General features: G+C 66.0%; 23 protein-coding genes, 2 pseudogenes and 1 riboswitch. Of the genes and pseudogenes, 9 read left to right on the top strand and 16 right to left on the bottom strand.

Translation table 11 applies throughout. The annotated features are described in order from the left end of the window. Positions 1–15 precede the first annotated feature (15 nt). From ABDV69_RS15830 to ABDV69_RS15820, 3 genes are read right to left on the bottom strand one after another with little or no spacing between them, the layout of a single operon-like run. Positions 16–747, bottom strand: coding sequence for a class I SAM-dependent methyltransferase (locus ABDV69_RS15830; RefSeq protein ID WP_343576039.1), 732 nt, complete (start codon positions 745–747; stop codon positions 16–18). Next, a complete protein-coding gene (locus tag ABDV69_RS15825; RefSeq protein WP_343576037.1) occupies positions 744–1,892 on the bottom strand; it encodes a homoserine O-acetyltransferase in 1,149 nt (382 codons plus the stop codon). Before ABDV69_RS15825 ends, ABDV69_RS15830 begins: the two co-directional genes overlap by 4 nt. An 11-nt stretch (positions 1,893–1,903) precedes the next feature. Further along, positions 1,904–3,286: a bifunctional o-acetylhomoserine/o-acetylserine sulfhydrylase gene (locus ABDV69_RS15820; protein ID WP_343576035.1), complete on the bottom strand. Its 1,383-nt coding sequence runs from the start codon at positions 3,284–3,286 to the stop codon at positions 1,904–1,906. Positions 3,287–3,456: 170 nt separating this feature from the next. After that, a riboswitch (SAM riboswitch) is annotated at positions 3,457–3,576 on the bottom strand. Positions 3,577–3,716: 140 nt separating this feature from the next. Here ABDV69_RS15820 and ABDV69_RS15815 point away from each other — a divergent pair. Further along, positions 3,717–5,957, top strand: coding sequence for an NADP-dependent isocitrate dehydrogenase (locus ABDV69_RS15815; RefSeq protein WP_343576033.1), 2,241 nt, complete (start codon positions 3,717–3,719; stop codon positions 5,955–5,957). A 3-nt stretch (positions 5,958–5,960) separates the two neighbouring features. On the opposite strand, the gene ABDV69_RS15810 is transcribed toward ABDV69_RS15815, so the two are convergent. Further along, positions 5,961–7,001, bottom strand: a complete 1,041-nt coding sequence (locus ABDV69_RS15810; RefSeq protein ID WP_343576030.1) for an LLM class F420-dependent oxidoreductase — start codon at positions 6,999–7,001, stop codon at positions 5,961–5,963. A gap of 20 nt (positions 7,002–7,021) precedes the next feature. Beyond that, on the bottom strand, positions 7,022–7,444 hold the full coding sequence (locus ABDV69_RS15805) for a nuclear transport factor 2 family protein (protein ID WP_343576027.1): 423 nt from the start codon (positions 7,442–7,444) through the stop codon (positions 7,022–7,024). A 63-nt stretch (positions 7,445–7,507) separates the two neighbouring features. On the opposite strand from ABDV69_RS15805, the gene ABDV69_RS15800 reads away from it, so the two are divergent. Next, entirely contained in the window at positions 7,508–7,993 is a 486-nt protein-coding gene (locus ABDV69_RS15800; protein ID WP_343576026.1) for a PadR family transcriptional regulator, read from the top strand. A 65-nt stretch (positions 7,994–8,058) separates the two neighbouring features. Here ABDV69_RS15800 and ABDV69_RS15795 read toward each other — a convergent pair whose 3' ends face one another. Continuing rightward, positions 8,059–8,922: an alpha/beta hydrolase gene (locus ABDV69_RS15795; protein WP_343576024.1), complete on the bottom strand. Its 864-nt coding sequence runs from the start codon at positions 8,920–8,922 to the stop codon at positions 8,059–8,061. Between the two features lie 72 nt (positions 8,923–8,994). On the opposite strand from ABDV69_RS15795, the gene trpS reads away from it, so the two are divergent. Both trpS and yhjD read left to right on the top strand, forming a co-directional pair. Further along, entirely contained in the window at positions 8,995–10,014 is a 1,020-nt protein-coding gene (gene trpS, locus ABDV69_RS15790) for a tryptophan--tRNA ligase (protein ID WP_343576021.1), read from the top strand. A 9-nt stretch (positions 10,015–10,023) separates the two neighbouring features. Next, positions 10,024–11,067, top strand: a complete 1,044-nt coding sequence (gene yhjD / locus ABDV69_RS15785) for an inner membrane protein YhjD (RefSeq protein WP_343576018.1) — start codon at positions 10,024–10,026, stop codon at positions 11,065–11,067. Between the two features lie 39 nt (positions 11,068–11,106). Here the strand turns inward: yhjD and nagA are convergent, their stop codons facing one another. The 5 genes and pseudogenes from nagA to ABDV69_RS15760 form a co-directional block, all read right to left on the bottom strand. Then, positions 11,107–12,249, bottom strand: coding sequence for an N-acetylglucosamine-6-phosphate deacetylase (gene nagA, locus ABDV69_RS15780; protein WP_343576015.1), 1,143 nt, complete (start codon positions 12,247–12,249; stop codon positions 11,107–11,109). Beyond that, the gene (locus tag ABDV69_RS15775; RefSeq protein WP_343576013.1) at positions 12,240–13,643 is read right to left on the bottom strand and encodes a sugar porter family MFS transporter; all 1,404 of its coding nucleotides are present in this window, start codon (positions 13,641–13,643) and stop codon (positions 12,240–12,242) included. The genes nagA and ABDV69_RS15775 overlap by 10 nt, the downstream gene beginning before the upstream one ends. Positions 13,644–13,685: 42 nt before the next feature. Beyond that, positions 13,686–14,927: a D-alanyl-D-alanine carboxypeptidase family protein gene (locus tag ABDV69_RS15770; RefSeq protein WP_343576011.1), complete on the bottom strand. Its 1,242-nt coding sequence runs from the start codon at positions 14,925–14,927 to the stop codon at positions 13,686–13,688. A 58-nt stretch (positions 14,928–14,985) separates the two neighbouring features. Continuing rightward, positions 14,986–16,002, bottom strand: a complete 1,017-nt coding sequence (locus tag ABDV69_RS15765) for an SMP-30/gluconolactonase/LRE family protein (protein ID WP_343576008.1) — start codon at positions 16,000–16,002, stop codon at positions 14,986–14,988. Continuing rightward, positions 15,999–16,561: pseudogene (locus ABDV69_RS15760) on the bottom strand (aminotransferase class III-fold pyridoxal phosphate-dependent enzyme); the annotation flags it as partial. The gene ABDV69_RS15765 and the pseudogene ABDV69_RS15760, both read right to left, overlap by 4 nt. A gap of 107 nt (positions 16,562–16,668) precedes the next feature. On the opposite strand from ABDV69_RS15760, the pseudogene ABDV69_RS15755 reads away from it, so the two are divergent. After that, positions 16,669–16,952, top strand: a pseudogene (locus ABDV69_RS15755) (sigma factor); the annotation flags it as partial. Between the two features lie 152 nt (positions 16,953–17,104). Here the strand turns inward: ABDV69_RS15755 and ABDV69_RS15750 are convergent. The 4 genes from ABDV69_RS15750 to sdhC all read right to left on the bottom strand — a co-directional run bounded on the left by ABDV69_RS15750 (position 17,105) and on the right by sdhC (position 20,630). Then, the gene (locus ABDV69_RS15750; protein WP_343576005.1) at positions 17,105–17,890 is read right to left on the bottom strand and encodes a succinate dehydrogenase iron-sulfur subunit; all 786 of its coding nucleotides are present in this window, start codon (positions 17,888–17,890) and stop codon (positions 17,105–17,107) included. Beyond that, complete coding sequence (sdhA, locus tag ABDV69_RS15745; protein ID WP_343576002.1) at positions 17,890–19,644, bottom strand: succinate dehydrogenase flavoprotein subunit; 1,755 nt, start codon at positions 19,642–19,644, stop codon at positions 17,890–17,892. Before sdhA ends, ABDV69_RS15750 begins: the two co-directional genes overlap by 1 nt. Positions 19,645–19,734: 90 nt before the next feature. Next, complete coding sequence (locus tag ABDV69_RS15740) at positions 19,735–20,205, bottom strand: succinate dehydrogenase hydrophobic membrane anchor subunit (protein ID WP_343575999.1); 471 nt, start codon at positions 20,203–20,205, stop codon at positions 19,735–19,737. Then, positions 20,202–20,630, bottom strand: coding sequence for a succinate dehydrogenase, cytochrome b556 subunit (gene sdhC, locus ABDV69_RS15735; protein ID WP_343575997.1), 429 nt, complete (start codon positions 20,628–20,630; stop codon positions 20,202–20,204). Before sdhC ends, ABDV69_RS15740 begins: the two co-directional genes overlap by 4 nt. Positions 20,631–20,755: 125 nt before the next feature. Here sdhC and ABDV69_RS15730 point away from each other — a divergent pair, with 125 nt between their 5' ends. Genes ABDV69_RS15730 through ABDV69_RS15720 form a run of 3 tightly spaced genes read left to right on the top strand, consistent with a single transcriptional unit; the run spans position 20,756 to position 23,579 of the window. Beyond that, positions 20,756–21,202 (top strand): cytidine deaminase, encoded by a 447-nt coding sequence (locus ABDV69_RS15730; protein WP_343575994.1) that lies wholly within the window; start codon positions 20,756–20,758, stop codon positions 21,200–21,202. After that, positions 21,199–22,494: a thymidine phosphorylase gene (locus ABDV69_RS15725; protein WP_343575993.1), complete on the top strand. Its 1,296-nt coding sequence runs from the start codon at positions 21,199–21,201 to the stop codon at positions 22,492–22,494. Before ABDV69_RS15730 ends, ABDV69_RS15725 begins: the two co-directional genes overlap by 4 nt. Further along, the gene (locus ABDV69_RS15720; protein ID WP_343575991.1) at positions 22,491–23,579 is read left to right on the top strand and encodes an adenosine deaminase; all 1,089 of its coding nucleotides are present in this window, start codon (positions 22,491–22,493) and stop codon (positions 23,577–23,579) included. The genes ABDV69_RS15725 and ABDV69_RS15720 overlap by 4 nt, the downstream gene beginning before the upstream one ends. Here ABDV69_RS15720 and ABDV69_RS15715 read toward each other — a convergent pair whose 3' ends face one another. Next, positions 23,580–24,401 carry a mycofactocin-coupled SDR family oxidoreductase gene (locus ABDV69_RS15715; protein WP_343575988.1) on the bottom strand — a complete coding sequence of 274 codons (822 nt, stop codon included), beginning with the start codon at positions 24,399–24,401 and terminating at the stop codon, positions 23,580–23,582. Between the two features lie 70 nt (positions 24,402–24,471). Here ABDV69_RS15715 and ABDV69_RS15710 point away from each other — a divergent pair. Further along, positions 24,472–24,708 (top strand): nuclear transport factor 2 family protein (locus ABDV69_RS15710; protein WP_343575985.1); only part of this gene is annotated, 237 nt, incomplete at its 3' end.

Raw genomic sequence — 24,708 nt, 5'->3', positions numbered from 1 at the left:
CGAGGCGGAGCAGATTTAGGACAGCGTCGCCCGCACGCACACGGTGACGTACGGCAGCGCAAGACCGCCCGCGTTGGCCAGCGCGGGATGGGTGGCCAACAACTCGCGCACCTGGTCCAGCGTCTTGGTGCGGACCTGGGTCGGCGAGGTGATGCAGTAGCTGCGCGACGCCACCAAATCGATCAGCGCTTGCGGCGTAAGATAATTGGTCCACTCGACCTGATGGCGTTGCACCTTGGTGAACGGCTCCGGCAGCGTGACATGGTCGCGCATCGGGTCGCCGTCTCGGCCGATGATGCTGCCCAATTCTCGTACCCAGCCGGACCGTTCGTCGCGGGTGTTCCACACCAAACCCAGTCGCCCGCCGGGCCGTAGCACCCGGGCCAGCTCGGGAATCGCCCGCGCCGGGTTGAACCAATGCCACGCCTGCGCGACGAGGACGGCGTCAACACTGTTGTCCGCCAACGGAATTTCCTCCGCCGTGCCAAGCAGCGCCGGAGTGTCCGGCAGCGATCTCCGCAGCATCTCCAGCATCTCGGCGATCGGATCGACGGCGACCACGTCTAGCCCGCGCTCCACCAGTCGGCTGGTCAGCTTGCCGGTTCCGGCGCCGAGGTCCAGCACATCTCGCGCGCCGGCCGGCAGCAGCCAATCGATCGCTTCCGGCGGATACGACGGGCGGCCCCGCTCGTACGCGGCCGCTTCAGAGCCAAATGACAACGAGCGGGCCGGTGAAGACTGAGTCACCGCGAACACGCACCCTTCGCCGCGGCCAAATCCAGCGTTTGTCGCACCAATTCGCCGACCGAGTCGATCTCCACCAGGAATCCGTCGTGCCCGATGATCGAATCGACCACCCGTAGCCCGCTACATCCGGGCAGCAGCTCGGCCAGTTCCTCCTGCAGCCTCAGCGGGTAGAGCCGATCCGAGGTGATCCCGCCGACCACCGCCGGCACTGGACAGCCACGCAGCGCGGCTTCGACACCACCGCGGCCCCGGCCGACGTCGTGACTGGACAGTGATTCGGTCAGCACCACGTAGCTACCGGCGTCGAACCGCGACACCAACTTCCCGCCCTGATGCTGCAAATAACTCTGCACCGCGTAGCGGCCACCGGACGTCGGATCCGCAGGGTCTTCGCCGCCCTGCGGTTTATTGGCGAACCGGGTGTCCAGCTCGACTTCGCTGCGATAGGTCAGGTGGGCGAAGCGCCGGGCGATGTCCAGACCGGCATCGGGAGTGAGCCCGGAGTCGTAGTAGTCGCCGCCCTGCCAGTTCGGGTCGGCCTTGATGGCTGCGATCTGAGTGCACTGCGTGCCGATCTGATCGGCGGTGGCACGCGCGCCAACGGCCAGCAGCAGACCGGCGCCGACCTCCTCGGGATGGGAGACCATCCACTCGAGCGCTCGTGCGCCACCCATCGACCCGCCGAGCACCGCGGCGACTTCGGTGATGCCCAGCGCGGCGAGCGCCGCCACGTCGGCCTCGACCTGGTCCCGTATCGACACCAGCGGAAACCGTGAGCCCCAGGGCTTTCCATCCGGCGCGAGCGAACTCGGCCCTGTCGAGCCGCGACAGCCACCCAGTACATTGGTGGAAACCGCGCACCATCGGTCGGTGTCGATCGGCGCACCCGGCCCCGCGATGCCGTCCCACCAACCTGGCGTGGGTTGGCCGGGTCCGGCTGGCCCGGTGATGTGCGAGTCGCCGGTCAGCGCGTGCAGGACGACGACGATGTTGTCGCGGGTCGGCGACAACTCGCCCCAACGTTGGACGGCGATGCTGACGTCGTCGAGCACCACGCCGTTTTCCAGCGTCAGCGAGCCCACGTCAACGATGCCAACCTCGCCTTCGGCGGGCAGTGTCTGCGTCGGCATGTCAGAGATTGTCACCTGTGGACTCCTCAGAACACCGCCGCGGCGTGCGGGTCGGCGGCTCCGGCATACCTCTGCGCGGCGGCAAAACCGAGTTCGAGGTCGGCCACGATGTCGTCGATGCCCTCGATACCCACCGCCAGCCGCACCAAACCGGGGCTGACCCCGGCGGACAGTTGCTCGGCTGCGCTGAGTTGAGCATGCGTCGTCGACGCTGGGTGGATTACCAGCGACCGCACGTCACCGATGTTGGCGACATGGCTGTGCAGCTTCAGCGCGTCGACGAACGCCTTGCCGGCGTCGACTCCGCCGCCCAATTCGAAGGACAGAACGGCCCCGGCTCCCTTGGGCGCCAGCCGCTTTGCCCGCTCATGCCAGGGCGAGCTCGGCAACCCGGCGTAGTTGACCGACAGCACGTGATCGTGGCCGTGAAGGTATTCGGCCACCCGCTGGGCGTTGGCAACGTGCCGCTCGATACGCAGGCTGAGCGTCTCCAGGCCTTGGGCGACCAGGAATGCGTTGAACGGCGATGCCGCCGAACCCAGGTCACGCAGCAGTTGCACCCTCGCTTTGAGCGCGAACGCGGGCGGTCCCAGTTCGGCGAACACGACGCCGTGGTAGCTGGGATCCGGGACAGTGAACCCGGGAAAGCGGCCCTGCGTCCAGTCGAAGGTGCCGCCGTCGACGATCACCCCGGCGATCGCGGCGCCATGACCACCGAGGTACTTGGTGGCCGAGTGCACCACGATGTCGGCGCCCTGGGAGAGCGGCTGAATCAAGTAGGGGGTCGCGACGGTGTTGTCGACGATCAGCGGGACACCGTGCTCATGCGCCACCGCGGAGACGCCGGGCGTGTCCAGGATGTCGATCTTCGGGTTGGAGATGGTCTCGGCGAAGAACGCCTTGGTGTTGGGCCGCACAGAGGAAGCCCAGGACTCCAAATTATCGGGGTCATCGACAAAGCTCACTTCGATGCCGAGCTTGGGCAGCGAGTAGTGGAACAGGTTGTACGTGCCGCCGTAGAGCCTGGGACTGGACACGATGTGATCGCCGGCGACTGCCAGGTTCAGGATCGCGAACGTCTCGGCGGCCTGGCCCGAGGACAGGAACAGCGCCGCCACCCCGCCCTCGAGGGCGGCGATGCGCTGTTCGACGACGTCGGTGGTCGGGTTGCCGATACGGGTGTAGATGTTGCCCGGCGCCTCCAGCCCGAACAGGGCCGCGGCGTGCGCGGTGTCGTCGAAGACATAGGACGTGGTCTGATAGATCGGCAGCGCACGGGCGCCCGTGGCCGGGCAGGGTTGCTGGCCGACGTGGACCTGCTTGGTTTCGAACGACCAGTGCGCGCTCGGATCGGCGTCGCCTGCGTTTCCAGGGGTTGCAGGGGTTTCAGGGGTGGTGTCGGAACTCACAGTCGATGGCTTTCTGGGAAGGGGGGTCGGGTTGCTGAGGCGGCCGGGGACGTCATCCGAAGACGACGTCGACCAGCGGTCCGAGGTTCAGCAACTACGACGCAGGATGAGCCAGCTCGTATAGGTGCGCATCAGGTTTCCCTGTCTACTCCGGGGGGCCCATCACGGCGGACCCGCGCTTGCCGCGTAGCCACTGTTGGCTACGAAACCTGGTCATCACCCGGGGCACCCCACCGCGGTTGGAGGGTTGCCGGCCAGCAAGCCGGGGCTTGACGCTGGCGCTCATGACCGAGATGAAGTTTAGCTCATCACGACGAATGCGTGCCAGCGGTCAGATCGAGGTCGACAACAGCGAAAACATGCTTGATAACGTGGCAGCAAGATTCACCGCGAAGCCCGTCAGGATCTAACCGATACCGGGAGAAACACCGTGAGCGCCGACCAGCCGACCATCATCTACACGCTGACCGACGAGGCGCCCTTGTTGGCGACTTACGCGTTTCTGCCGATCTTGCGGGCATTCGCCGAACCGGCGGGCATCACGGTCCGGACCAGTGACATCTCGGTGGCGGCGCGGATCCTGGCCGAATTCTCCGACTACCTCACCGACGAGCAGCGGGTGCCGGACAACTTGGCCGAGTTGGGCCAGCTGACCAAAGAGGCCGACACCAACATCATCAAGCTGCCGAACATCAGCGCGTCGGTGCCGCAGTTGGCGGCCGCGGTCAAGGAACTGCAGAGCAAGGGATTCAAAATTCCCGACTACCCGCAGAGCCCGAAGACCGACGAGGACTCCGAGATCCGCGACCGCTACGCCAAGTGCCTCGGCAGCGCGGTGAACCCGGTTCTGCGACAAGGCAACTCCGACCGGCGCGCGCCGAAGGCGGTCAAGGAGTATGCCCGCAAGCACCCGCACAGCATGGGGGACTGGTCGCAGGCGTCGCGCACGCACGTCGCAACCATGAAAACGGGCGACTTCTACCACGGCGAGAAGTCGATGACGCTGGACCGCGACCGCGACGTCAAGATGGAGCTGAAAACCAAGAGCGGCAAGACGATTGTGCTCAAGCCGAAGGTGTCGCTGCACGACGGTGACGTCATCGACAGCATGTACATGAGCCGCAAGGCGCTCATCGATTTCTACGAGGCGGAGATCGAGGACGCCTACAAGACCGGCGTGATGTTCTCGCTGCACGTCAAGGCCACGATGATGAAGGTCAGCCACCCTATCGTCTTCGGTCACGCCGTCAAGACCTTCTACAAGGACGCCTTCGACAAGCACCAGGAGTTGTTCGACGAGCTCGGCGTCAACGTCAACAACGGACTGGTCGACCTGTACGACAAGATCGCGACGCTGCCCGCGTCGCAGCATGACGAGGTAATCCGCGACCTGCACGCCTGCCACGAGCACCGGCCCGAGCTGGCGATGGTCGATTCGGCCAAGGGCATCAGTAACTTTCACTCGCCGAGCGACGTGATCGTCGATGCCTCGATGCCGGCGATGATCCGCGCGGGCGGCAAGATGTACGGCGCCGACGGGCGGCAGAAGGACACCAAGGCGGTCAACCCGGAATCCACGTTCTCCCGTATCTACCAGGAGATCATCAACTTCTGTAAGACCAATGGGCAGTTCGATCCGACCACGATGGGCACCGTGCCCAACGTCGGGCTGATGGCGCAGCAGGCCGAGGAATACGGCTCGCACGACAAGACTTTCGAGATGCCCGAGGCCGGCGTCGCCGACATCGTCGACCTCGAGACCGGGGCAGTGCTGCTCAGCCAGAACGTCGAAGAGGGCGACATCTGGCGGATGCCGATCGTGACCGACGCGGCGATCCGGGACTGGGTCAAGCTGGCCGTCACCCGGGCACGGAACTCGGGCATGACCGTGCTGTTCTGGCTCGACACCGAACGGCCGCACGAGGCCGAGCTGCGCAAGAAGGTGAAGGCCTACCTCAAGGACTACGACACCGAGGGTCTCGACATCCAGATCATGCCGCAGGTGTGGGCGATGCGGTACACACTCGAGCGGGTGGTGCGCGGGCAGGACACCATCGCCGCCACCGGAAACATTCTGCGCGACTACCTGACTGACCTGTTCCCGATCCTGGAGTTGGGCACCAGCGCCAAGATGCTGTCCATCGTGCCGTTGATGGCCGGCGGCGGAATGTACGAGACCGGGGCGGGGGGCTCGGCACCCAAGCACGTCCACCAGCTGGTCGAGGAGAACCACCTGCGGTGGGACTCGCTCGGCGAATTCTTAGCTTTGGGAGCATGTTTCGAGGACATCGGGATCAAGACCGGCAACGAGCGGGCCAAAATCCTCGGCAAGACGCTCGACGACGCGATCGGCACGCTGCTGGACAACAACAAGGGCCCGTCGCGCAAGACCGGCGAAATCGACAACCGCGGCAGCCAGTATTACCTGGCGCTGTACTGGGCGCGGGAACTCGCCAAGCAACACGACGACGAAGATTTGCGCAAGCACTTCGCCGCGCTGGCTGAGGAGTTGGGCAAGGACGAAGACGCCATCATCGCCGAACTCGCTGCGGCGCAAGGCGAACCGGCCGACATTGGCGGCTACTACCGGCTCGACGACGACAAGACCATCGCGGTGATGCGGCCGAGCCAAACGCTCAACGCCGCACTGGCGGCTGCCCGAGAAGACTGAGCGTCAGTCCACCAGGCCGCGCAGCGTCTCGATGAGCTTGACGCGCTCGTGGGCGGTGGCGGCGACAGGCACCACGTTCAGTGTGGTCACCCCGGCCTCGCGGAACGCGGCAACCCGTTCCTTGACGAAGCCGGGCGTGCCGATCAGCGAGACGTCGCGCACCAAGTCGTCGGGCACCGCCTTGGCGGCGGCTTCCTTGTCGCCGGCCAGGTAGAGGTCCTGGATCCGGTCGGCCGCCGCGCCGTAGCCGTACCGGGTGGCCAGGGTGTGGTAGAAGTTCTTGCCCTTGGCGCCCATGCCGCCGATGTAGAGCGCCAGGTGCGGCTTGACGATTTCCCTCAGCGGCTCGACGTTGTCGCCGATGGCCAGGGTCGGGCCGGCGAACACCTCGAGGTCGCCCAGCGCCGGGTCGCGCTTGGCCTGACCGGCGGCCAGCGCCTTGCCCCAGACGTCGTGGGCCTTCTCCGGAAGGAAGAAGATGGGCTGCCATCCCTCCGCGAGTTCGGCGGCCAGCTCGACGTTCTTGGGCCCGAGTGCGGCGATCAGGATCGGAATGCGTTCGCGCACAGGGGAGTTGATCAGCTTCAGCGCCTTGCCCAGGCCGGTCCCCTTACCGGCGGGCAAGGGGATCTTGTAGTGGTCGCCGTTGTAGTGGAGCTTCTCGCGCCGCCAGACCTGGCGGCAGATCTCGATGACCTCGCGGGTCCGCGCGATCGGCGCGTCGTAGCGAACGCCGTGGAAGCCCTCGATGACCTGGGGGCCGGAGGCGCCGAGACCCAGGGTGTATCGACCGTCGGAGACGTAGTCCAAGCCGGCGGCGGTCATCGCGGTCAGCGTGGGCGTGCGGGTGTAGAGCTGCAGGATGCCCGACGCCAGTTCGACGCGATCGGTGCTGGCCGCCAGATAGCCGAGTGCGCTCACCGCGTCGAACGAATATGCCTCGGGGACAAAGACAATGTCCAGGCCGGCGCGTTCCAGGTCGGCCACCTCGGCGGCCACCTCCTTGAAGCCGCCGGCGTAGTTGATCCCAAGTCCGATTCGCATCCCTGGCTGCTCCCTGTGCTCTAGGCGCTGGCGAACTGGTCGGCCAGTTCGACGGCTTCGGTCTGGATTCTCGGAAATTGTGCGCCCATCGCTTCGGACAAGGCCGTCGCTCCGGAAAGCGGTCGCACCATCACTTTAAAGTCGTCGATCAGACCCTCGTCGTTGACGTGCAGGAAGTCGCAGCCGTTGACCTTGACGCCGGGGGCACCCGCGACGCCGGCCTCGAACTCCAGCGCGTGCAGGCCGTTGGCGCTGTCGTGGATCTCGCGCATGTAGCGAAAGTCTTCGAAGACCCGCAGCACGCCGCGCAGGATCGCCGCGGTGATCGGCTTGCCGACGTACGGCGTGAAGGCCACCGGGCTGGTGAACACGACGTTGTCGGCGAGCATGGCCTGGACGGCCGCTTCGTCGCGATCTTCGACCGCTTTACGAAAGGGATGCATCGGATACCTCGAATGGTCAATTTGTTGAGTAGGTGTGCTCGACAGTAGAGGCTCGACTCGTCGGTGGCGAACTTCTGGGCTGCCACACCGCAGCAGCTTTACCGCGAACTGGAGCGGCTCGCCGAGGACGGCCTGATTCAGGCGCGCATCGTGGAGCAGGAGCGCCGGCCCAACAAGCGGATGTTCTCGCTGACCGACGCGGGCTACGAAGCGATCACGGAGTTCACCGCGCGCCCGCCGAAGCCGTCGGCGATCCGCGACGATCTGATGGTCAAAGTCCAGGCCTTCGATGTCGGCGACGCCGCGGCCGTTCGCGACCTGATCACTGAACGCCGCGACCGGGCCGAGGCCAAAGTTCAACGCTACGAACGGCTGCGCGCCCGCATTCTCGACGGCCGCAGCGAAGAAGAATTCCTGATTACGGCACCGCGGGTGGGGCCGTACCTGACGTTGATCCGCGGGATCACCTACGAGCAAGGCAACGTTCGGTGGGCCGACCGCGCGCTGGCAATCGTCGAGCAGCGCGCACGCGCCGGGTCCGTCAGGTAGTGGGCGAGCCGATCTCTCGTCGAGCGGCGCGGGCGGATCCGGGCCCGCAGCGCTGGTGTGATCGCCTAGCTGGCCGGCGGGTCGACAGCGCGGTTGTGCCGGGTGGGCATGTGTTCGCCCAGGCTGTGCTCAGCAAGGAAGGCGCGGATCACCTCGGCGACGCGGGCCGGTGCCTCGAACATCGGGATGTGTCCGACGCCGTCGAGTTCGGTGATGCGGGTGCCGTGCGGCAACTGGGCCTGGAAGTAGCGGTGTGAGCGCGGTGCGGGGAACACCCGGTCTTTCTGGCAGAGCACCAGATGTGCGGGCACCGCGGTCTGCGCCAGCTCGAGGAGTCCCGGCTGCAGCAGCGACTTGACCAGCAGCTGGAAGTAGGCCGGGCAGTGCGCGACGTCATCGACGATGGCCGCGAGCTGTTCGTCGCTGACACCGTCCGGCGTCCCGCTGATCGGCACTGTGGACAGCTGACGGGTGAAGGGTAGCCGCAGCGCTTTGGGTCCCAGGAGCCGGGCGAACGCCCAGAACGGCATGCCCGACACGAACTTCGCGATCACCTCGAACTTGGCCGGGGACCAGCGGGTCCATCCGCCGGCCGGGGCGATGCCGGTGACGGTGCGGGCACGTCCGCGGCGTTCCAATTCGAACGCTACCCAGCCACCGAGCGAGTTGCCGACGATATGGGCGGTGTCCCAACCCAATTGGTCGAGCTGCCGCTCGACGTGATCAGCCAGCACCGCCGAACTGAGAAACCAGGTGCCAGACTTGGGGCCGCCGTTGTGGCCCGCCATCGTCGGCGCGAAGACCTCGTAGCAGCCGGTGTCCGCCAGTTGCCGGGCGACGTCGTTCCAGACCAGCTGCGAGATCAGGAACGGATGCAGCAGCACGACGGGTTCGCCAGAGCCGAGATGGATGGGCGCGCGGTAAGGCATGCTGAGACATTAAATGTGATACCTGCGGTACTGCAAGAAGCGCCGATGGCGGCGTGAAAAGATTGAGCAATCATGACGAACGCTTCAAGGTCCAGCCGAGTTTTCTCCGGTGTGCAGCCCACCTCCGATTCGCTACACCTCGGAAATGCGCTGGGCGCCGTCACCCAGTGGGCCCAGTTGCAAGACGACCACGACGCATTCTTCTGCGTCGTCGACCTGCATGCCATCACCATTCCGCAGGATCCCGAGACGTTGCGACGCCGCACCTTGGTCACCGCCGCCCAGTACCTGGCGCTCGGGGTCGACCCGGCCCGCAGCACGATCTTCGTGCAGAGCCACGTGCCGGCCCACGCGCAGTTGGCCTGGGTGCTCGGCTGCTTCACCGGGTTCGGCCAGGCCTCCCGGATGACGCAGTTCAAGGACAAGTCCACCCGGCAGGGAAGTGACGCGACCACCGTCGGTCTGTTCACCTACCCCGTGCTGCAGGCCGCCGATGTGCTGGCCTACGACGCCGAATTGGTGCCGGTGGGCGAAGACCAGCGTCAGCACCTGGAATTGGCCCGCGATATCGCGCAGCGGTTCAACAGCCGCTACCCGGACACGTTCGTCGTTCCCGAGGTTCTGATTCCCAAGGCCACCGCCAAAATCTATGACCTGCAAGACCCGTCGTCGAAGATGAGCAAGTCCGCCGCCACCGATGCCGGCCTGATCAGCCTGCTCGACGCTCCGGCTCTGTCCGCTAAGAAGATTCGCTCTGCGGTCACCGACAGCGAGCGGGAGATCCGCTACGACCCGGAGACCAAAGCCGGCATCTCGAACCTGTTGAGCATTCAATCCGCGGTCACCGGTGTCGAAATCGCGACGTTGGTCGACGGCTACGCCGGCCGCGGTTACGGCGACCTGAAGAAGGACACCGCAGAAGCCGTCGTGGAGTTCGTCACTCCGATCAAGACGAGGGTCGACGAATTACTCACCGAACCAACCGAACTGGAGACAGTGTTGGCCGCCGGTGCCGCGCGGGCCGACGATGTGGCCGCAAAGACGGTCGATCGGGTCTATGACCGGCTCGGGTTCCTGCCGAGACGTCCTTAGCGGGTTGTGGTGAGCGAACCGGCCAAGCTAGGGATCCTCGATCGACTTCGGGCGCGGTACGGATGGTTCGACCACACGATGCGGGCCAACGACTGGTTCGACGAATCTCGGGGCAATTTCTTCGCGGCCGGTCTGACGTACTACACGATCTTCGCGTTGTTCCCGTTGTTGATGATCGGTTTCAGCGTCGCCGGGCTGCTGCTGTCACGTCGGCCCGACGTGCTAAAGGCGATCGACGAGAAGGTCACGCAAGCGGTGCCCGGCGCGCTGGGGCAGCAGATCCTCGACTTGATGAAGTCGGCGATCGACGCGCGGGCGTCGGTCGGCGTGATCGGGTTGACCGTCGCGGTGTTGGTTGGGCTGAACTGGATGAGCAATCTTCGGCTTGCGCTGACCGAAATGTGGTGCCAGACCGACGGTTCGCATGGATACGTCCGCACCAAGATCTCCGATCTGGGCGCGATGGTCTCGTCGTTCGTCGCGATTTTGTCGATGCTGGCACTCAGCGTGTTGGCGGGTGCGGTGCCGATGGCCCGGCTGATGCACCTACTGGGTTTGCACGACCTGCCGCTGCTGGATGTGATCCTTCGCATCGTCTCGGTGGTGGTGTCATTTTTGTTGTCCTGGTTGGTGTTCAGCTGGATGATCGCGCGGTTGCCCCGGCAACGGGTCAACTTTCGTAGCTCGGTTCGGGCGGCGTTGCTGGCGGCAATCGGCTTTGAGCTGTTCAAGGTCGGGGGTGTGATCTACCTGAGGGCTGTGCTGCACAGTCCGGCCGGCGCCACCTTCGGTCCGGTGCTGGGCCTGATGGTGTTCGCGTATGTCACCGCGCGACTGCTGCTTTTCGCGACGGCGTGGGCGGCGACGTCGACCGGCCGTCCGCGGGGGGAGCCGGACGAGCCGCCGGAGGAAGCGCCGGAGATTGCGGTGACCATCCCCAAGTTGCCACCGGTCGACGTGCTCAAGGCGCGTCAGTTGATAACGGCAGCGGTCGTGGGTGCCGTTGGTGCGCTGAGTCTTTCCCGTTTGAGCCGGCGCAGCAAAGAGGACTAGCTCAACATCGCGGGCTGAGCCGGTCGACGGTAGCAAACGTCACCCGTCGCTGGACCACTCGCCGTTCGTCATGACCACGCCGATCTGGTAATCATCATCCAGCACAACAAGGTTGGCGTCACCGCCGGCCCGCACGCTGCCGGCCCGCGCCAGCCCGAGGATCCGGGCCGGAGTCGTCGACGTCAGCTGTACCGCCGCGAGCAGTGCGGCGTCGCGGTCCGCGCCGAGACCGGCCGCCGTCCGGAAGAGTTGGTCCATGGTCGCGGTGCTGCCGGCGATCGTCGAGGTGCCGCGCACCCGCGCGACCCCGTCGACAACGTCGACCGTCACCGAGCCCAGCCGATACTCGCCGTCGTCGGTGCCCGCCGCGGCGGTGGCATCGGTGACCAGCGCGACGCGGTCGGCGCCGGCTGCCCGGACCGTCGCGTGCACCACGGCGGGGTGGACGTGGACGCCGTCCGCGATCAACTCCACGGTCACCCGGGGGTCCTCCAGCAGCGCCAGGGCCGGACCCGGTTCGCGGTGATGCAGCGGCCGCATCGCATTGAACAAATGTGTGCCGACCGTTGCTCCCAGGTCGATCGCGTGCCGGGTCTGCTCGTAGGTGGCATCCGTATGTCCAAGCGCCACAACCACTCCTGCGTCGACCAGTTGGGTGATCGCGTCATCGCTGCCGGGCCGCTCGGGCGCGAGGGTGACCATCCGGATGGCCCCGTCGGCGGCGGCCAGCAGCGCATCGACCTCGGCGGGTGCCGCGTCACGCAGCTGGGCGAGGTCGTGCGCCCCGCAGTGCGCCGCGCTGAGCCACGGCCCCTCCAGATGAATGCCGGCGATGACGCCCTCGCGCGTCGCCGCGGCGAGCCTGCGTACCGCCGCCAACAGATCGGCCGGCGCCGCCGTCACCAAGCTGGCCAGCGTCGTCGTTGTCCCGTGCTCGCGGTGAAAGCCGGCCGCCTGCACAATCTCTGAGATATCGCCATGGACGTACGAGGCACCACCGCCGCCATGGGCATGAATGTCCACGAAACCGGGGACCAGCGTGGCCCCAGGCAGATCGACATCGGCGGATTGCGGTGCCGGGCCCGCTCCGCAGCCCACGATCGCGGTGCCGGAGGTCTGCACCCAGCCTGGTCGGCAGACGCCCTGTTCGAGTACCACGGTCCCGGCCGCGATCAGCGGCATGACGGCACATCCGTTGCCGCGCTGGGCGCTTCGTCGGTCCAGCGGCCGCCGTTCTCCCAGAAGTGGCGGATCTCCTCGAGTTGTCGGCCTTTGGTTTCCGGAGCGAACCGGTAGACCAGGAAGAATCCCAGGATCGCCAGCAGCGCGAAGATGGCGAACATGCCGGCACCGCCCAGCGAGTTGAGCATGGTCAGGAAGACTGATTCGACCAATGCGTTGGCCGTCAGATTGGCGGTGAGCATCGCGCTGGAACCCAGCGACCGCAGGTGCGCTGGAAAGCTCTCGCCGGCGTAGACCCACACCAACGCCCCGAAACCGAAAGTGAACCCCATCGTGAACAGCAGCAGGCCGGCGTAGCCCAGCCCGGAAACGGCATCGGACTTGGCGGCGAACACCCCGATGAGGACCGTGTCTCCGAGGATCATCGCCGCGATCCCGGACAGCAGGATGGGTCGGCGGCCGATCCGATCGACCAGAACCAGTGCGGCCAGAACGGCCGCCAGCGAGGCCAGCTGGACCAGTGCGGGCAATACGAGTAGCGAGAAGTTGCCTTCGAATCCCATGGCCTGGAACAGCAGCGGGCTGTAGTAGATGATGCCGTTGATTCCGCTCAATTCGGCGAAAAAGCCGAGGCCGACCACGAACGCGGTGGCGCGCAGGTACGGCATGCGCAGCATCTCGAGTATCGATCCGCCCCGCTCTTCGCGCATCGCGTCGGCGATCTCGGTGAGTTCGGCCTCGACGTCGCGGTTCGGCTCGACCCGGAGCAGCGCTTTGCGGGCGTCGTCGACCCGGTTTTTGAACAGATACCAGCGCGCAGTGTCGGGCATCGTGGCCAGCAACGGCAGGACCAGCAGCGCCGGGACAGAGGCAAGCCCAAGCATCCACCGCCAGCTGCCCGAATCGGCCAGTGCGAAAGCTGAGAGATAACCGCATATGATTCCGAGAATGGTCGCCACCTGGTAGGTGACCAGCATTGAACCGCGCAGTCGTGCCGGCGCCGATTCGGCGATGAATACCGGAGTCACAACGGCGGACAACCCGATCGTCATGCCCAGCAACATGCGTGCGGTCATCAGCCACGGCATCGACGCCGCAGCGGCGCCCAGCAGCGAGAACACCGCATAGCCACCGGCCACCAGCATCATCGAACGCTTGCGCCCGATCGCGTTGGCCAGGAATCCGCCGCTGAGCGCCCCGCAGATTTCGCCGATCACCACCATCGTGGTCAGCAGTTCCTGTTTACGGACGGTGAGGTTGAAATCGTTCGTGATGAACAGCAGTGCGCCCGCGATATTGGACAGGTCGTAGCCGCAGATGACGCCCAGGGCCGCCGCAGTGACGGCGATCAATATTTGTCGTCGTGTTCGCAGTGACTCGCCGATGCGGCTCACAATCTCCCCTCCGGGTAGCCGCCCGGTCTTCCACGCCGCCGCTTAGAGCTGCGGCCGTCGGTTCATCGAACGTGCCACCATGATCAAGCCGAACACCACGACCGTACCGATCACCGCGACACCGACCCTAACCGGCAGTGCGTCCACGCTGGGCATCAGCGCGGACGCATTTGCGCCCACCCCGCTCCCGTTGTCGCCGGGCGCGGCGGCTTTGGGTGTGGTCAGCGACGGGTCGGGTTCGATCAGCGTCCCTACTCGGGTGCCCGGGGCGGTCGCGAAGCCGTAATCCAGTAGATGGGCGGCTTGCTGCCACGGCGCGATCGGCTGGCGGGTGCCGTGTAGCAACACCGCCAGCAGTCGCCGCCCATCCCGGTTGGCGGCGCCGACGAAGGTCTGGCCGGCGTCGTCGGTGTAGCCGGTCTTGCCGCCGAGCGCGCCCGGGTAGTGGTAGAGCAGTTGGTTGTCGTTTTCCAGCTCGTAGCCGGGATGGTCGCCGTGCCCAGGGAAGTCGAACTTCTCGGTGTGCACGATGTCGGCGAAAGCCGGGTTCGCCCAGGCATATCGGTAGAACAACCCGATGTCGTACGCCGAGGTGCTCATGCCGGGTCCGTCGAGGCCCGACGGGGTCGCGGCACGGGTGTCGCGTCCGCCGAGTTTGGCCGCCAACGCGTTGATCTTGTCCATTGCCACCGGCATGCCGCCCAACTGCATGGACAGCGCATGTGCGGCGTCGTTGCCGGAGTGCATCAGCAGGCCATGCAGCAACTGGTTGACGGTGTATATGCCCCCCGGGGATACGCCGACCTTGGTGCCCTCAACGGAGGCATCCTCGGGCGTGCCGTCGACGGTCTTGTTTGTATTCAGTTCGCGCAGTGACGCCATCGCAACCAGCACCTTGATCACGCTGGCCGGGCGGTGACGACCGTGCGGGTCGCGGGCCGCGATGACGGCGCCGCTGTCCAGGTCGGCCACCACCCAGGCCTCGGCCGAGATGTCGCCTGGCACCGGTGGAGTATCGGCCGCGGTGACCACACCGCAGCCGCCCAGCGCATTACCGCCGATCGGTGACGTTGGCACCGGCAGCGGCAACGGGGGCTCGCCGGCCTGCGGAACTTCCGAGGAGTCGACCGCGGCCGGGGTCGCGACTTTGTAAGGGCACAGGTCCTGCGCGACGGCGGGCTCGGCGAATGCCAGAGGCATCCCGAGAAGTGCGGGTGAGCTGAGCATGAAGCCAGCCGCTGCCAGGCACGACGCACGTGTTGAGGCCGCCCTTGAGAAGATCATGTGTGTGCAGAGTAGGCGATCAGCGGCCCGTTTTCCGGGAGCCGCGCTGTGACTGGTGTTACAGATGTTGCACAATCTTGTCGTCGATGGGGAGGTAACAGATTCCCGATCCCGCAATGCGCCCGAGCCACAGCCGGCCCGGGGTTTCTACCACCCCGGTGGCCAACCCGAAGTCCGGATGCTGGGTGTGCAGCTGGGCCACCACATGCCCGTCGTCGGGGTCGAACCCGACGACCCACACCGTCGACTTCGGATCGGGTAGGCAGCGGTAGGGCAGCAGCCGCCACATCAGGCTGCGGATGATCGGTGCCCGCGGGCCCAGCCATTCGTTGAGCGCATTGCGATCAGAGACCAGCGCCACCCAGATCCGGCCGTCCAGACCGGTGGAGATGTTGTCGGGGTAGCCGGGTAGCTCGCTGGCCAACGGGGTAACGGTGCCGGCCCGCTCACCGGCCAGCCAATACTTCGAAACTCGGCATCCAGCGCTCTCGGCGAACACCACCGCCGACTCGTCGGCGGTCAGCGTCACGCCATTGGCGAAGTGCAGCCCGCCGACCAGCTCGCTGACCTTCCCGTCGGGAGCACGCCGGAACAGTGCGCCGGTCGGGCGTCCCTCGACGACCGAGCCCTTGTAATACTCGTAGTGGAAGCGGCTCGTCGACTCGGTGAAAAAGACTGTGCCGTCTGATGATTCAACGACGTTGGAGCAGAAGGTGAGCGGGCGCCCGTCAATGTCGGCGACCAGCGTCTCCATCGAGTCGCCGGCCGGGTCGTAGCGCAGCAGGCCGCGGTGGCTGTCGCAGATCAGCAGCCGGCCGTCACGGGCGACCGCCAAACCCAGTGGCCGGCCGCCGGTGTCGGCGACGGCCTCAACGGTATTGCCGTCGGGGCTGATCCGCACGATGCGCCCATCCTCGACGCCGGTCCAGATGTTGCCGTCGGCATCGGCGACGACGTCTTCGGGCGCGGTGCCCGGCACATCGATGACGTGCAGCGCCGCAGTGACATTCGGCTCGGGCAGCGGTCGCGACGGCGGTGGTTGCCACCGGATCGGATCGATATGCGGTTTGCTCATGACGCGTCCTTCAGCACACTGCGCAGGATGGATTCGATGGTGTCGAACTCGGGTTGACCGCTGATCAGTGCGGGTGCGATCACGAAGACCGGGTCGCCGCGGTCATCGGTGCGGCAGTAGAGCCCCGCATCGAACAACGAATGCGCGATGTGCGGCAACAGTTTTGCGGTGTCTTCGCGGGTGAAGGTCTCGCGGGTCGCCTGATTCTTGACCAGCTCGATCGAGTAGAAGTAGCCCTCGCCGTGGACGTCGCCGACGATCGGTAGGTCATAGAGCCGCTCCAACGTGGCTCGCAAAGCGGGTGCCCGATGCTTGACCTTCGCGTTGAGACCTTCGCGTTCGAAGATGTCGAGGTTGGCCAGCGCGACCGCCGCCGACACCGGGTGGCCGCCGAACGTGTAGCCGTGCGCCAACATTGCGCCGGTGCCGTAGAACGGCTCGAAGAGTCGCTCGCTGGCGATCATCGCGCCCAGCGGGGAGTACCCAGCGGGGAGTACCCCGACGTCATTCCCTTGGCGCAGGTGATCATGTCCGGCAGGTAGCCGAAATCGGTGCAGGCGCGCGGATCGGGATTTGCCCGGGGCCGTGCCACATTGACCGACAAGACGTGCACCCGCTCACAATAGCGGCGAGGCAGGGCTCATCGAGGGCCGTTACGCTTACACGATGACCTCTGCGCGTCAGGTCATTGAATTCGAGGCCTTGCGTGCGGCCGCATCTCATGTCAGTCGCCTATCGGCTGACCGGCTCGGTGGCCGACGCCGCAGACATCGTGTGAGGACGCGTGGCTGCGCTGGGAAGCGTATGAGGGTGAGATTTGCGATTCGCGGGCGTGGTTGACGACGATCGTCAGCCGACTGGGGCTGAATTGACTGCGGTCCGCGCCGCGCCGGCGGGAACGCTATGTGGGCCAATGGTCACCGGAACCGGTGGTGACTGGGCTCGGGGCAGGGGTTCGATGCGAGATTTCTGTGTCATACACGTCAGACGGGACAGCTCGCGAGAGTGTGACGGGCCGCGACGAACGTGAAGCCAGCCGCACGCTCGGTGCGGCGCCAGCGGCGCCAGCGGCGGCAGCGGCGCCAGCGGCGGCAGCGGCGGCTCAGCGGGTGAACATCAGCGCGCGCTTGACCTCTTGAATCGCCTTGGTGACTTCGATGCCCCGTGGGCAGGCGTCGGTGCAGTTGAACGTGGTGCGGCAGCGCCAGACGCCGTCGACCTCGTTGAGGATGTCGAGCCGCTCGGCGGCGGCCTCGTCACGGCTGTCGAAGATGAAGCGGTGCGCGTTGACGATGGCCGCGGGGCCGAAGTAGCTGCCTTCGTTCCAGAACACCGGACAGCTGGTGGTGCACGCCGCGCACAGGATGCACTTGGTGGTGTCGTCGTATCGGGCGCGGTCGGTCTGGCTCTGAATCCGTTCCCGCGTCGGGGGATTGCCGCTGGTGATCAGGTACGGCTTGACCGCGCGGTAGGCGTCGAAGAACGGCTCCATGTCGACGATCAAGTCCTTCTCCACCGGCAGTCCCCGGATCGGCTCGATCGTGATGGTCAGGTCCTTTTTCGGCTTCTTGGGCAGCAGGTCGCGCATCAGCATCTTGCAGGCCAGCCGGTTGACGCCGTTGATGCGTATCGCGTCGGAACCGCACACGCCGTGCGCGCAGGACCGCCGGAACGTCAGCGTGCCGTCGAGGTAGCTCTTGACGTAGATGAGCAGGTTGAGCACCCGGTCGGTGGGCAGGCACGGCACCCGAAAGCTCTGCCAGCCGAAAGAATCGGCGTACTGGTCCGGGTTTTCAGGATTGAACCGGGCGATCTTCAGCGTCACCAGCACCGAGCCCTCGGGGATCGCGGGCAACGGCGGGTCGCCGGCGGGGGCGTCGGACGTCATCAGTACTTCCGCTCCTTGGGTTCGTAACGGGTCTGCACCACCGGCTTGAAATCCAGCCGGATGTCGCTGAGCAGATCGCTGCCCTGTTTATAGGCCATGGTGTGCCGCATGTAGTTGACGTCGTCGCGGTTCGGGTAGTCCTCGCGGGCGTGCCCGCCGCGAGTTTCCTTGCGGTTCAAGGCGCCCACCACCGTGACTTCGGCCAGCTCCAACAGGAAGCCGAGCTCGATGGCTTCCAGCAGGTCGCTGTTGAAACGTTTGCCCTTGTCGTGCACCGCGATTCGAGAATACCGCTCCTTGAGACCGTGAATGTCGGTCAGCGCCTGCTTGAGCGTCTCCTCGGTGCGGAACACCGCGGCGTTGTTGTCCATGGTCTGCTGCAGCGCGCCGCGGATGTCGGCGACCCGCTCGTTGCCGTGCTCGGACAGGATGTCGCCGACCCAGCCGACCACCATCGTCGCCGGGTCCGGCGGCATGTCAACGAAGTCGTGGGCGCAGGCGTAGGCGGCCGCGGCGATGCCGGCCCGACGGCCGAAGACGTTGATGTCCAACAACGAATTGGTGCCGAGCCGGTTGGCGCCGTGCACCGAGACGCATGCGCATTCGCCGGCCGCATACAGACCCGGCACGGTGTTGGTGTTGTCCCGCAGCACCTGGCCAGTGATGGTGGTCGGGATGCCGCCCATCACGTAGTGACATGTCGGGTAGACCGGCACCAGCTCCTTGACCGGGTCGACCCCGAGGTAGGTGCGGGCGAACTCGGTGATGTCGGGCAGCTTGGCGTTCAGCACCTCTTCGCCGAGATGGCGAACGTCGATGTACACGTAGTCCTTGTGTGGACCGGCCCCGCGGCCTTCCAGCACTTCGCGCACCATCGAGCGGGCGACGATGTCACGCGGGGCCAGGTCGACGATCGTCGGCGCGTAGCGCTCCATGAAGCGCTCGCCTTCGCCGTTGAGCAGCCGGCCGCCCTCACCGCGGACCGCCTCGGAGATCAGGATGCCCAGCCCGGCCAGGCCGGTCGGATGGAATTGGTGAAATTCCATGTCCTCCAACGGGAGTCCCTTGCGGAACACGATGCCGATACCGTCGCCGGTCAGCGTGTGCGCGTTGGACGTGGTCTTGTACATCCGGCCCGAGCCGCCGGTGGCGAGCACGACGGCCTTCGCGTGGAAGACGTGAATGTCGCCGGTGGCCAGTTCGTAGGCGACGACGCCGGTGGCGACCGGGCCTTTCGGGGTCTCGGTGAGCACCAGGTCGAGCGCGTAGAACTCGTTGAAGAACTCGACGTCGTGGCGGACGCAGTTCTGGTACAGCGTCTGCAGAATCATGTGGCCGGTTCGGTCTGCGGCATAACAGGATCGACGCACCGGCGCCTTGCCGTGGTCACGAGTGTGGCCACCGAATCGGCGCTGGTCGATACGGCCCTCGGGGGTGCGGTTGAACGGCATCCCCATCTTCTCCAGGTCGAGAACCGCGTCGATCGCCTCTTTGCACATCACCTCGACCGCGTCCTGGTCGGCGAGATAGTCACCACCCTTGACGGTGTCGAAGGTGTGCCATTCCCAGTTGTCGTCCTCGACGTTGGCCAGCGCCGCGCACATGCCGCCCTGCGCCGCGCCGGTGTGGCTTCGGGTCGGGTACAGCTTGGTCAAAACCGCTGTGCGCACCCGGGGTCCGGCTTCCACGGCCGCCCGCATCCCGGCGCCGCCGGCGCCCACGATCACCACGTCGTATCGGTGTTCGCTAATCATTGTTGCCGCCGCCGACGATGCAGTGTGGGTGCCTCCAGCCGCGCAGCGGCGAGGGGGACGAAGCGATGAGGAGGACGGGGTTTGATCACTTTAGGCTCCGATGTTCGGGTTGAACGTCAGCAACACGTAGGTTCCGAGCACCAGCGTGAAAACCATCGACAGCACCAGTAGGCTGTTCAGCCAGAAGCGCGTGGAATCCTTGCGGCTGTAGTCGTCGATGATGGTGCGTAACCCGTTGCCGCCGTGCAATTGAGCCAGCCAGAGCAGCAACAGATCCCAGGTCTGCCAGAACGGTGAATGCCAGCGCTGCGCAATGTAGTTGAAGTCGATGCGGTAGACACCGTCGTCGACCATCAGCATCACGAACAGATGTCCGAGCGCCAGGAAGACCAGCACGACGCCGGAGAATCGCATGAACAGCCAGGCGTACTTCTCGAAGTTCGGCATACCGGATCGACGACGCGGGGCCCGCGGATTGTCGAGGCCGGCGGGGCGGTCGTGGCTGCGCTGTCGGACCGGCGCGACCTCGCCGCGCCCCAATTGCAGATCCGGTGAGCTCATCGGAAGTGTCCGATCATATGGATGGCGACGACCACCGTGGCGGGCACCATGACCAGCACCCAGACGATGCCGATCGCCCACAGCATCAGCCGCTGATAGCGGGGACCCTGCCCCCAGAAGTCGATCAGGATGACGCGGAGGCCGTTGAGCGCGTGATAGAGCACCGCGGCGACCAACCCGAGCTCCATCAAGCCCACCAACGGTGTCTTGTAGGTCGCGATGACCTCGTCGTAGGCCTGCGGGCTGATCCGGACCAGTGCGGTGTCGAGCACGTGGATGAACAGAAAGAAGAAGACGGTGGCACCGGTGATACGGTGCAATACCCAGGACCACATGCCCGGATCGCCGCGATAGAGGGTTCGGCGCAGGCGGTGTATTCGCGATGTTTCCGCCAGCGTAGCCGGGTTCGCGGACGTCGTCGTCATCTGCGCCTCCCCTGTTGCAGTGGAACCTTCAATCTAGCCCGTTCACGCGGCCCAATAACCCCCTTCGTGTCCGCCGACGCTATCGCGCGCGCAGAATCTAGGCTGGCCATGTGAATTAGCCGACAATGAGCGGGGTTTTCGGATGTACTGCGATCACGCGCGGTGTCGAGACCGTGACTGAGGCGATCGACTGGAAGTTACTGCGCGACAAGGCGAATGAAGCAGCGCGCGGGGCGTATGCGCCCTACTCGAGCTTCCCGGTGGGCGCTGCCGCGCTGGTCGACGACGGCCGGGTGATCACCGGCTGCAATGTGGAGAATGTCTCATATGGCCTAGGTCTCTGCGCGGAGTGCGCGGTGGTGTGCGCACTCCATTCGACCGGCGGTGGGCGACTGCTCGCCGTCGCGTGCGTCGACGGCGGGGGAGCGCCGCTGATGCCCTGCGGCAGATGCCGTCAGGTGTTGTTGGAACACGGTGGACCCGACCTGCTCATCGACCACCCCGCTGCGCCCCGGGCACTGGGTGACTTGCTGCCCGACGCCTTCGGACCGGAGGACCTCGAGCGCAGATGAATCGATTCGATGCGCCAACGGTGATCAGGACCAAGCGCGATGGCACCCGGCTGTCCGACGACGCGATCGACTGGGTCATCGACGCCTACACCCGCGGGCAGATCGCCGACGAGCAGATGTCGGCGCTGCTGATGGCGGTGTTCCTGCGCGGCATGGATTACGGCGAGACCGCGCGCTGGACGGCGGCCATGGTGGCGTCCGGTGACCGGTTGGACTTCACCGATTTACGACGCGACGGCCGTCCGGTGCGGACCGTCGACAAGCACTCGACCGGCGGGGTGGGCGACAAGATCACCCTGCCGCTGGTGTCGGTGATTGCCGCGTGCGGTGGGGTCGTGCCACAGGCGTCGGGCCGCGGGCTCGGGCACACCGGCGGAACCTTGGACAAGCTGGAATCGATTGCCGGCTTCACCGGGTCATTGACCAACGATAAAGTGCGACAACAACTTTGCGAGGTCGGAGCGGCCATCTTCGCGGCCGGTCAGCTGGCGCCCGCCGATGCGAAACTCTATGCACTGCGTGACATCACCGCGACCGTCGAGTCGCTGCCGCTGATCGCCAGTTCGGTGATGAGCAAGAAGATCGCCGAGGGTGCCGGCGCCCTGGTGCTCGACGTGAAGGTCGGCTCGGGCGCCTTCATGCAGTCTGAGTCGGTGGCCCGCGAGCTTGCCGAGACCATGGTCGCGTTGGGTGCCGAACACGGGCTGCCCACCTGTGCGGTGCTGACCGACATGAATCGTCCGCTGGGCGCGGCGGTCGGCAACGCGCTCGAGGTCGCCGAGGCGCTGGAGGTGTTGGCGGGCGGCGGTCCACCCGATGTGGTGGGGCTGACGGTGGGTCTGGCTCGCGAGATGCTCGAACTCGCCGGCATCGATGGGCGCGACCCCGAACAGACCTTGCGGGACGGGACGGCCATGGATCGCTTCCGGGCATTGGTCGCGGCGCAGGGTGGAAACTTGTCCGTGCCGTTGCCGGTTGGTAAGCACTGCGAAACCGTCACCGCCACGCGACGCGGCACAATGGGTGATATCGACGCAATGGCAGTGGGGCTCGCGGTGTGGCGGCTCGGCGCGGGCAGGTCCCGTCCGGGCGACACGGTCCAGGCCGGCGCCGGGATCCAGATCCATCGCCGTTCCGGCAGCCCGGTGACGGCCGGTGAGTCGCTGTTCACGCTCTACACCGATACACCCGAAAGTTTTCCGGGCGCGCTGGCCGAGTTGGCGGCGGGCTTCACCGTCAGCGATACGGCCCCGGCCGGACGGCCGCTGATCATCGATCGGATCACCCCATGACGACGCCACTGAGCCTCGAGACGATCAAGCGGGCGCCCAAGGCGTTGCTGCACGATCATCTCGACGGCGGCCTGCGCCCGGCGACCGTGCTCGACATCGCCGGCCAGATCGGCTACGACGGCCTGCCCGCGACCGACGTCGATGCACTGGCCCAGTGGTTTCGCACCGCGTCGCACAGTGGATCGCTGGAGCGCTACCTCGAACCGTTCTCGCACACCGTCGCGGTGATGCAGACCCCCGAGTCGCTGCACCGCATCGCCTTCGAGTGTGTGGAAGACCTGTCCGCGGACTCGGTGGTCTATGCGGAGGTGCGGTTCGCCCCGGAGCTGCACATCAACCAGGGGTTGTCGTTCGACGACGTCGTCGACGCGGTGCTGGCCGGTTTCGCCGACGGGGAGAAGGCGGCGTCGGCCGCCGGGCGCCCCATCGTGGTGCGCTGCCTAGTGACCGCGATGCGGCACGCCGCGTTGTCACGTGAGATCGCGGAGTTGGCGATCCGGTTCCGCGACAAGGGTGTGGTCGGGTTCGACATCGCCGGCGCAGAGGCCGGTTACCCGCCGACCCGGCATCTGGATGCCTTCGAGTACATGCGAAACAGCAACGCCCGCTTCACCATTCATGCGGGTGAGGCGTTCGGGCTGCCGTCCATTCAGGAGGCGATCTCGTTCTGCGGCGCCGACCGGCTGGGTCACGGGGTGCGCATCGTCGACGACATTGATGTGGCCGGCGACGGTGAGGTGCGGCTGGGCCGGCTCGCATCGATTCTGCGGGACAAGCGAATTCCGCTCGAGATGTGCCCGAGCTCCAACGTGCAGACCGGCGCGGTCGCCAGCATCGCCGAGCATCCGTTCGATCTGCTGGCCCAGACGCGATTCCGGGTCACCGTCAACACCGACAACCGATTGATGAGCGACACCACCATGACGCGTGAGATGGCCCATCTCGTCGAGGCTTTCGGTTATGGCTGGAGCGATCTGCTGCGATTCACCGTCAACGCGATGAAGTCGGCGTTCATCCCGTTCGACGAGCGGCTGGCGATCATCGACGAGGTGATCAAGCCGCGCTACGCGGTGCTGGTCGGCTGATCACATGACGACGTGGCCGGCGTCGACGGGCACCGTGATGCCAGTCACGTAGCGGGCCCGTGGGCTGACCAACCACAGCACCGCCTCGGTGACGTCCTGCGCCTCGACCAGTGGCACGTCCGGCAGCAGGGTCTGCGAGATGGCCGGGTTGGGGTTGGTGGTCATCGCGTTGACCACGAAGTCGTTGATGATCATCGGCGTCGCGACGCCGCCGGGGTTGACCGAATTGACCCGGATCTTGTGGGGCGCGTAGGCATTCGCCGCTGACCGCATCAGGCCCACCACGCCGTGTTTGGAAGCGGCATAGGCGAACATCGCGGCGCTCCCGTCACCCCCGCGGCCGATCAGCCCTTGCGACGAACTGACCAGCACGACGGAGCCGCCCCGTCCCTTGCGGATGATGGATGGCACCGTCGCCAACATCGTGTGCCACACGCCGGTGAGGTTGGTGTCGACGACGGTGGTGAACACCGGCTGCGCGCGGATCTGCGGGTCGCCGATCGCCACCACTCCGGCGTTGGCGATCACGATGTCGATGTCGCCCAGCTCGTCGATTCCGTCCCGGACCCCGGCCTCTAACGCCGACAGGTCGCGGACGTCGGCGACGACGGGCACCACCCGCCGGCCGGTCTCCCGCACCAGCCGTGCGGTTTTCTCGAGGTCGGATTTGGTCGCCAGCGGGTAGGGTATCGAGTCGACGTCGGCGCAGATGTCGATGGCGATGATGTCGGCGCCCTGTTCGGCCAGCGCGACGGCATGGCTGCGGCCCTGGCCACGCGCCGCGCCGGTGATGACGGCGACGGTGTTGTCGAGTTCACCCATGACGGGAAAGGTACCTGGCGATTCGGCACAAACCGGCCGAGATGCGCGACACGTCTGACACGATTCCACCGTGGTTCTCAACAGCGCGGTCGACATCACCAATCTGATCTACCGATACGCCGAACTCCTGGACGCCGGCGACTTGGACGGCGTGGCCGGGCTATTCGCCCACGGACGCATCTGCGGAGTCGAGAACGGGCCGCCGGAGACGGTCTTCACCGGGACCGCCGGGGTTCGGCAGATGTATGAGATGGCGACCCGGATGTACGACGACGGTACGCCGAAGACCAAGCACAACACCAGCAAC

The organism is Mycobacterium sp. (assembly GCF_039583785.1).
Classification (GTDB): domain Bacteria; phylum Actinomycetota; class Actinomycetes; order Mycobacteriales; family Mycobacteriaceae; genus Mycobacterium.
Note: the sequence above shows the minus strand (reverse complement) of the source record. Positions and strands in the feature narration are given on the sequence as shown.

Coding starts and splice junctions, on each gene's coding strand:
- sdhC (WP_343575997.1), bottom strand. CDS start 20,630: ATGACGACGACGTCCGCGAACCCGGCTACGCTGGCGGAAACATCGCGA.
- ABDV69_RS15730 (WP_343575994.1), top strand. CDS start 20,756: ATGAGCGGGGTTTTCGGATGTACTGCGATCACGCGCGGTGTCGAGACC.
- ABDV69_RS15795 (WP_343576024.1), bottom strand. CDS start 8,922: ATGCCTTACCGCGCGCCCATCCATCTCGGCTCTGGCGAACCCGTCGTG.
- ABDV69_RS15720 (WP_343575991.1), top strand. CDS start 22,491: ATGACGACGCCACTGAGCCTCGAGACGATCAAGCGGGCGCCCAAGGCG.
- ABDV69_RS15770 (WP_343576011.1), bottom strand. CDS start 14,927: ATGATCTTCTCAAGGGCGGCCTCAACACGTGCGTCGTGCCTGGCAGCG.
- ABDV69_RS15740 (WP_343575999.1), bottom strand. CDS start 20,205: ATGAGCTCACCGGATCTGCAATTGGGGCGCGGCGAGGTCGCGCCGGTC.
- ABDV69_RS15715 (WP_343575988.1), bottom strand. CDS start 24,401: ATGGGTGAACTCGACAACACCGTCGCCGTCATCACCGGCGCGGCGCGT.
- ABDV69_RS15725 (WP_343575993.1), top strand. CDS start 21,199: ATGAATCGATTCGATGCGCCAACGGTGATCAGGACCAAGCGCGATGGC.
- ABDV69_RS15805 (WP_343576027.1), bottom strand. CDS start 7,444: ATGCATCCCTTTCGTAAAGCGGTCGAAGATCGCGACGAAGCGGCCGTC.
- ABDV69_RS15765 (WP_343576008.1), bottom strand. CDS start 16,002: ATGAGCAAACCGCATATCGATCCGATCCGGTGGCAACCACCGCCGTCG.
- nagA (WP_343576015.1), bottom strand. CDS start 12,249: ATGCCGCTGATCGCGGCCGGGACCGTGGTACTCGAACAGGGCGTCTGC.
- trpS (WP_343576021.1), top strand. CDS start 8,995: ATGACGAACGCTTCAAGGTCCAGCCGAGTTTTCTCCGGTGTGCAGCCC.
- sdhA (WP_343576002.1), bottom strand. CDS start 19,644: ATGATTAGCGAACACCGATACGACGTGGTGATCGTGGGCGCCGGCGGC.
- ABDV69_RS15810 (WP_343576030.1), bottom strand. CDS start 7,001: ATGCGAATCGGACTTGGGATCAACTACGCCGGCGGCTTCAAGGAGGTG.
- ABDV69_RS15750 (WP_343576005.1), bottom strand. CDS start 17,890: ATGACGTCCGACGCCCCCGCCGGCGACCCGCCGTTGCCCGCGATCCCC.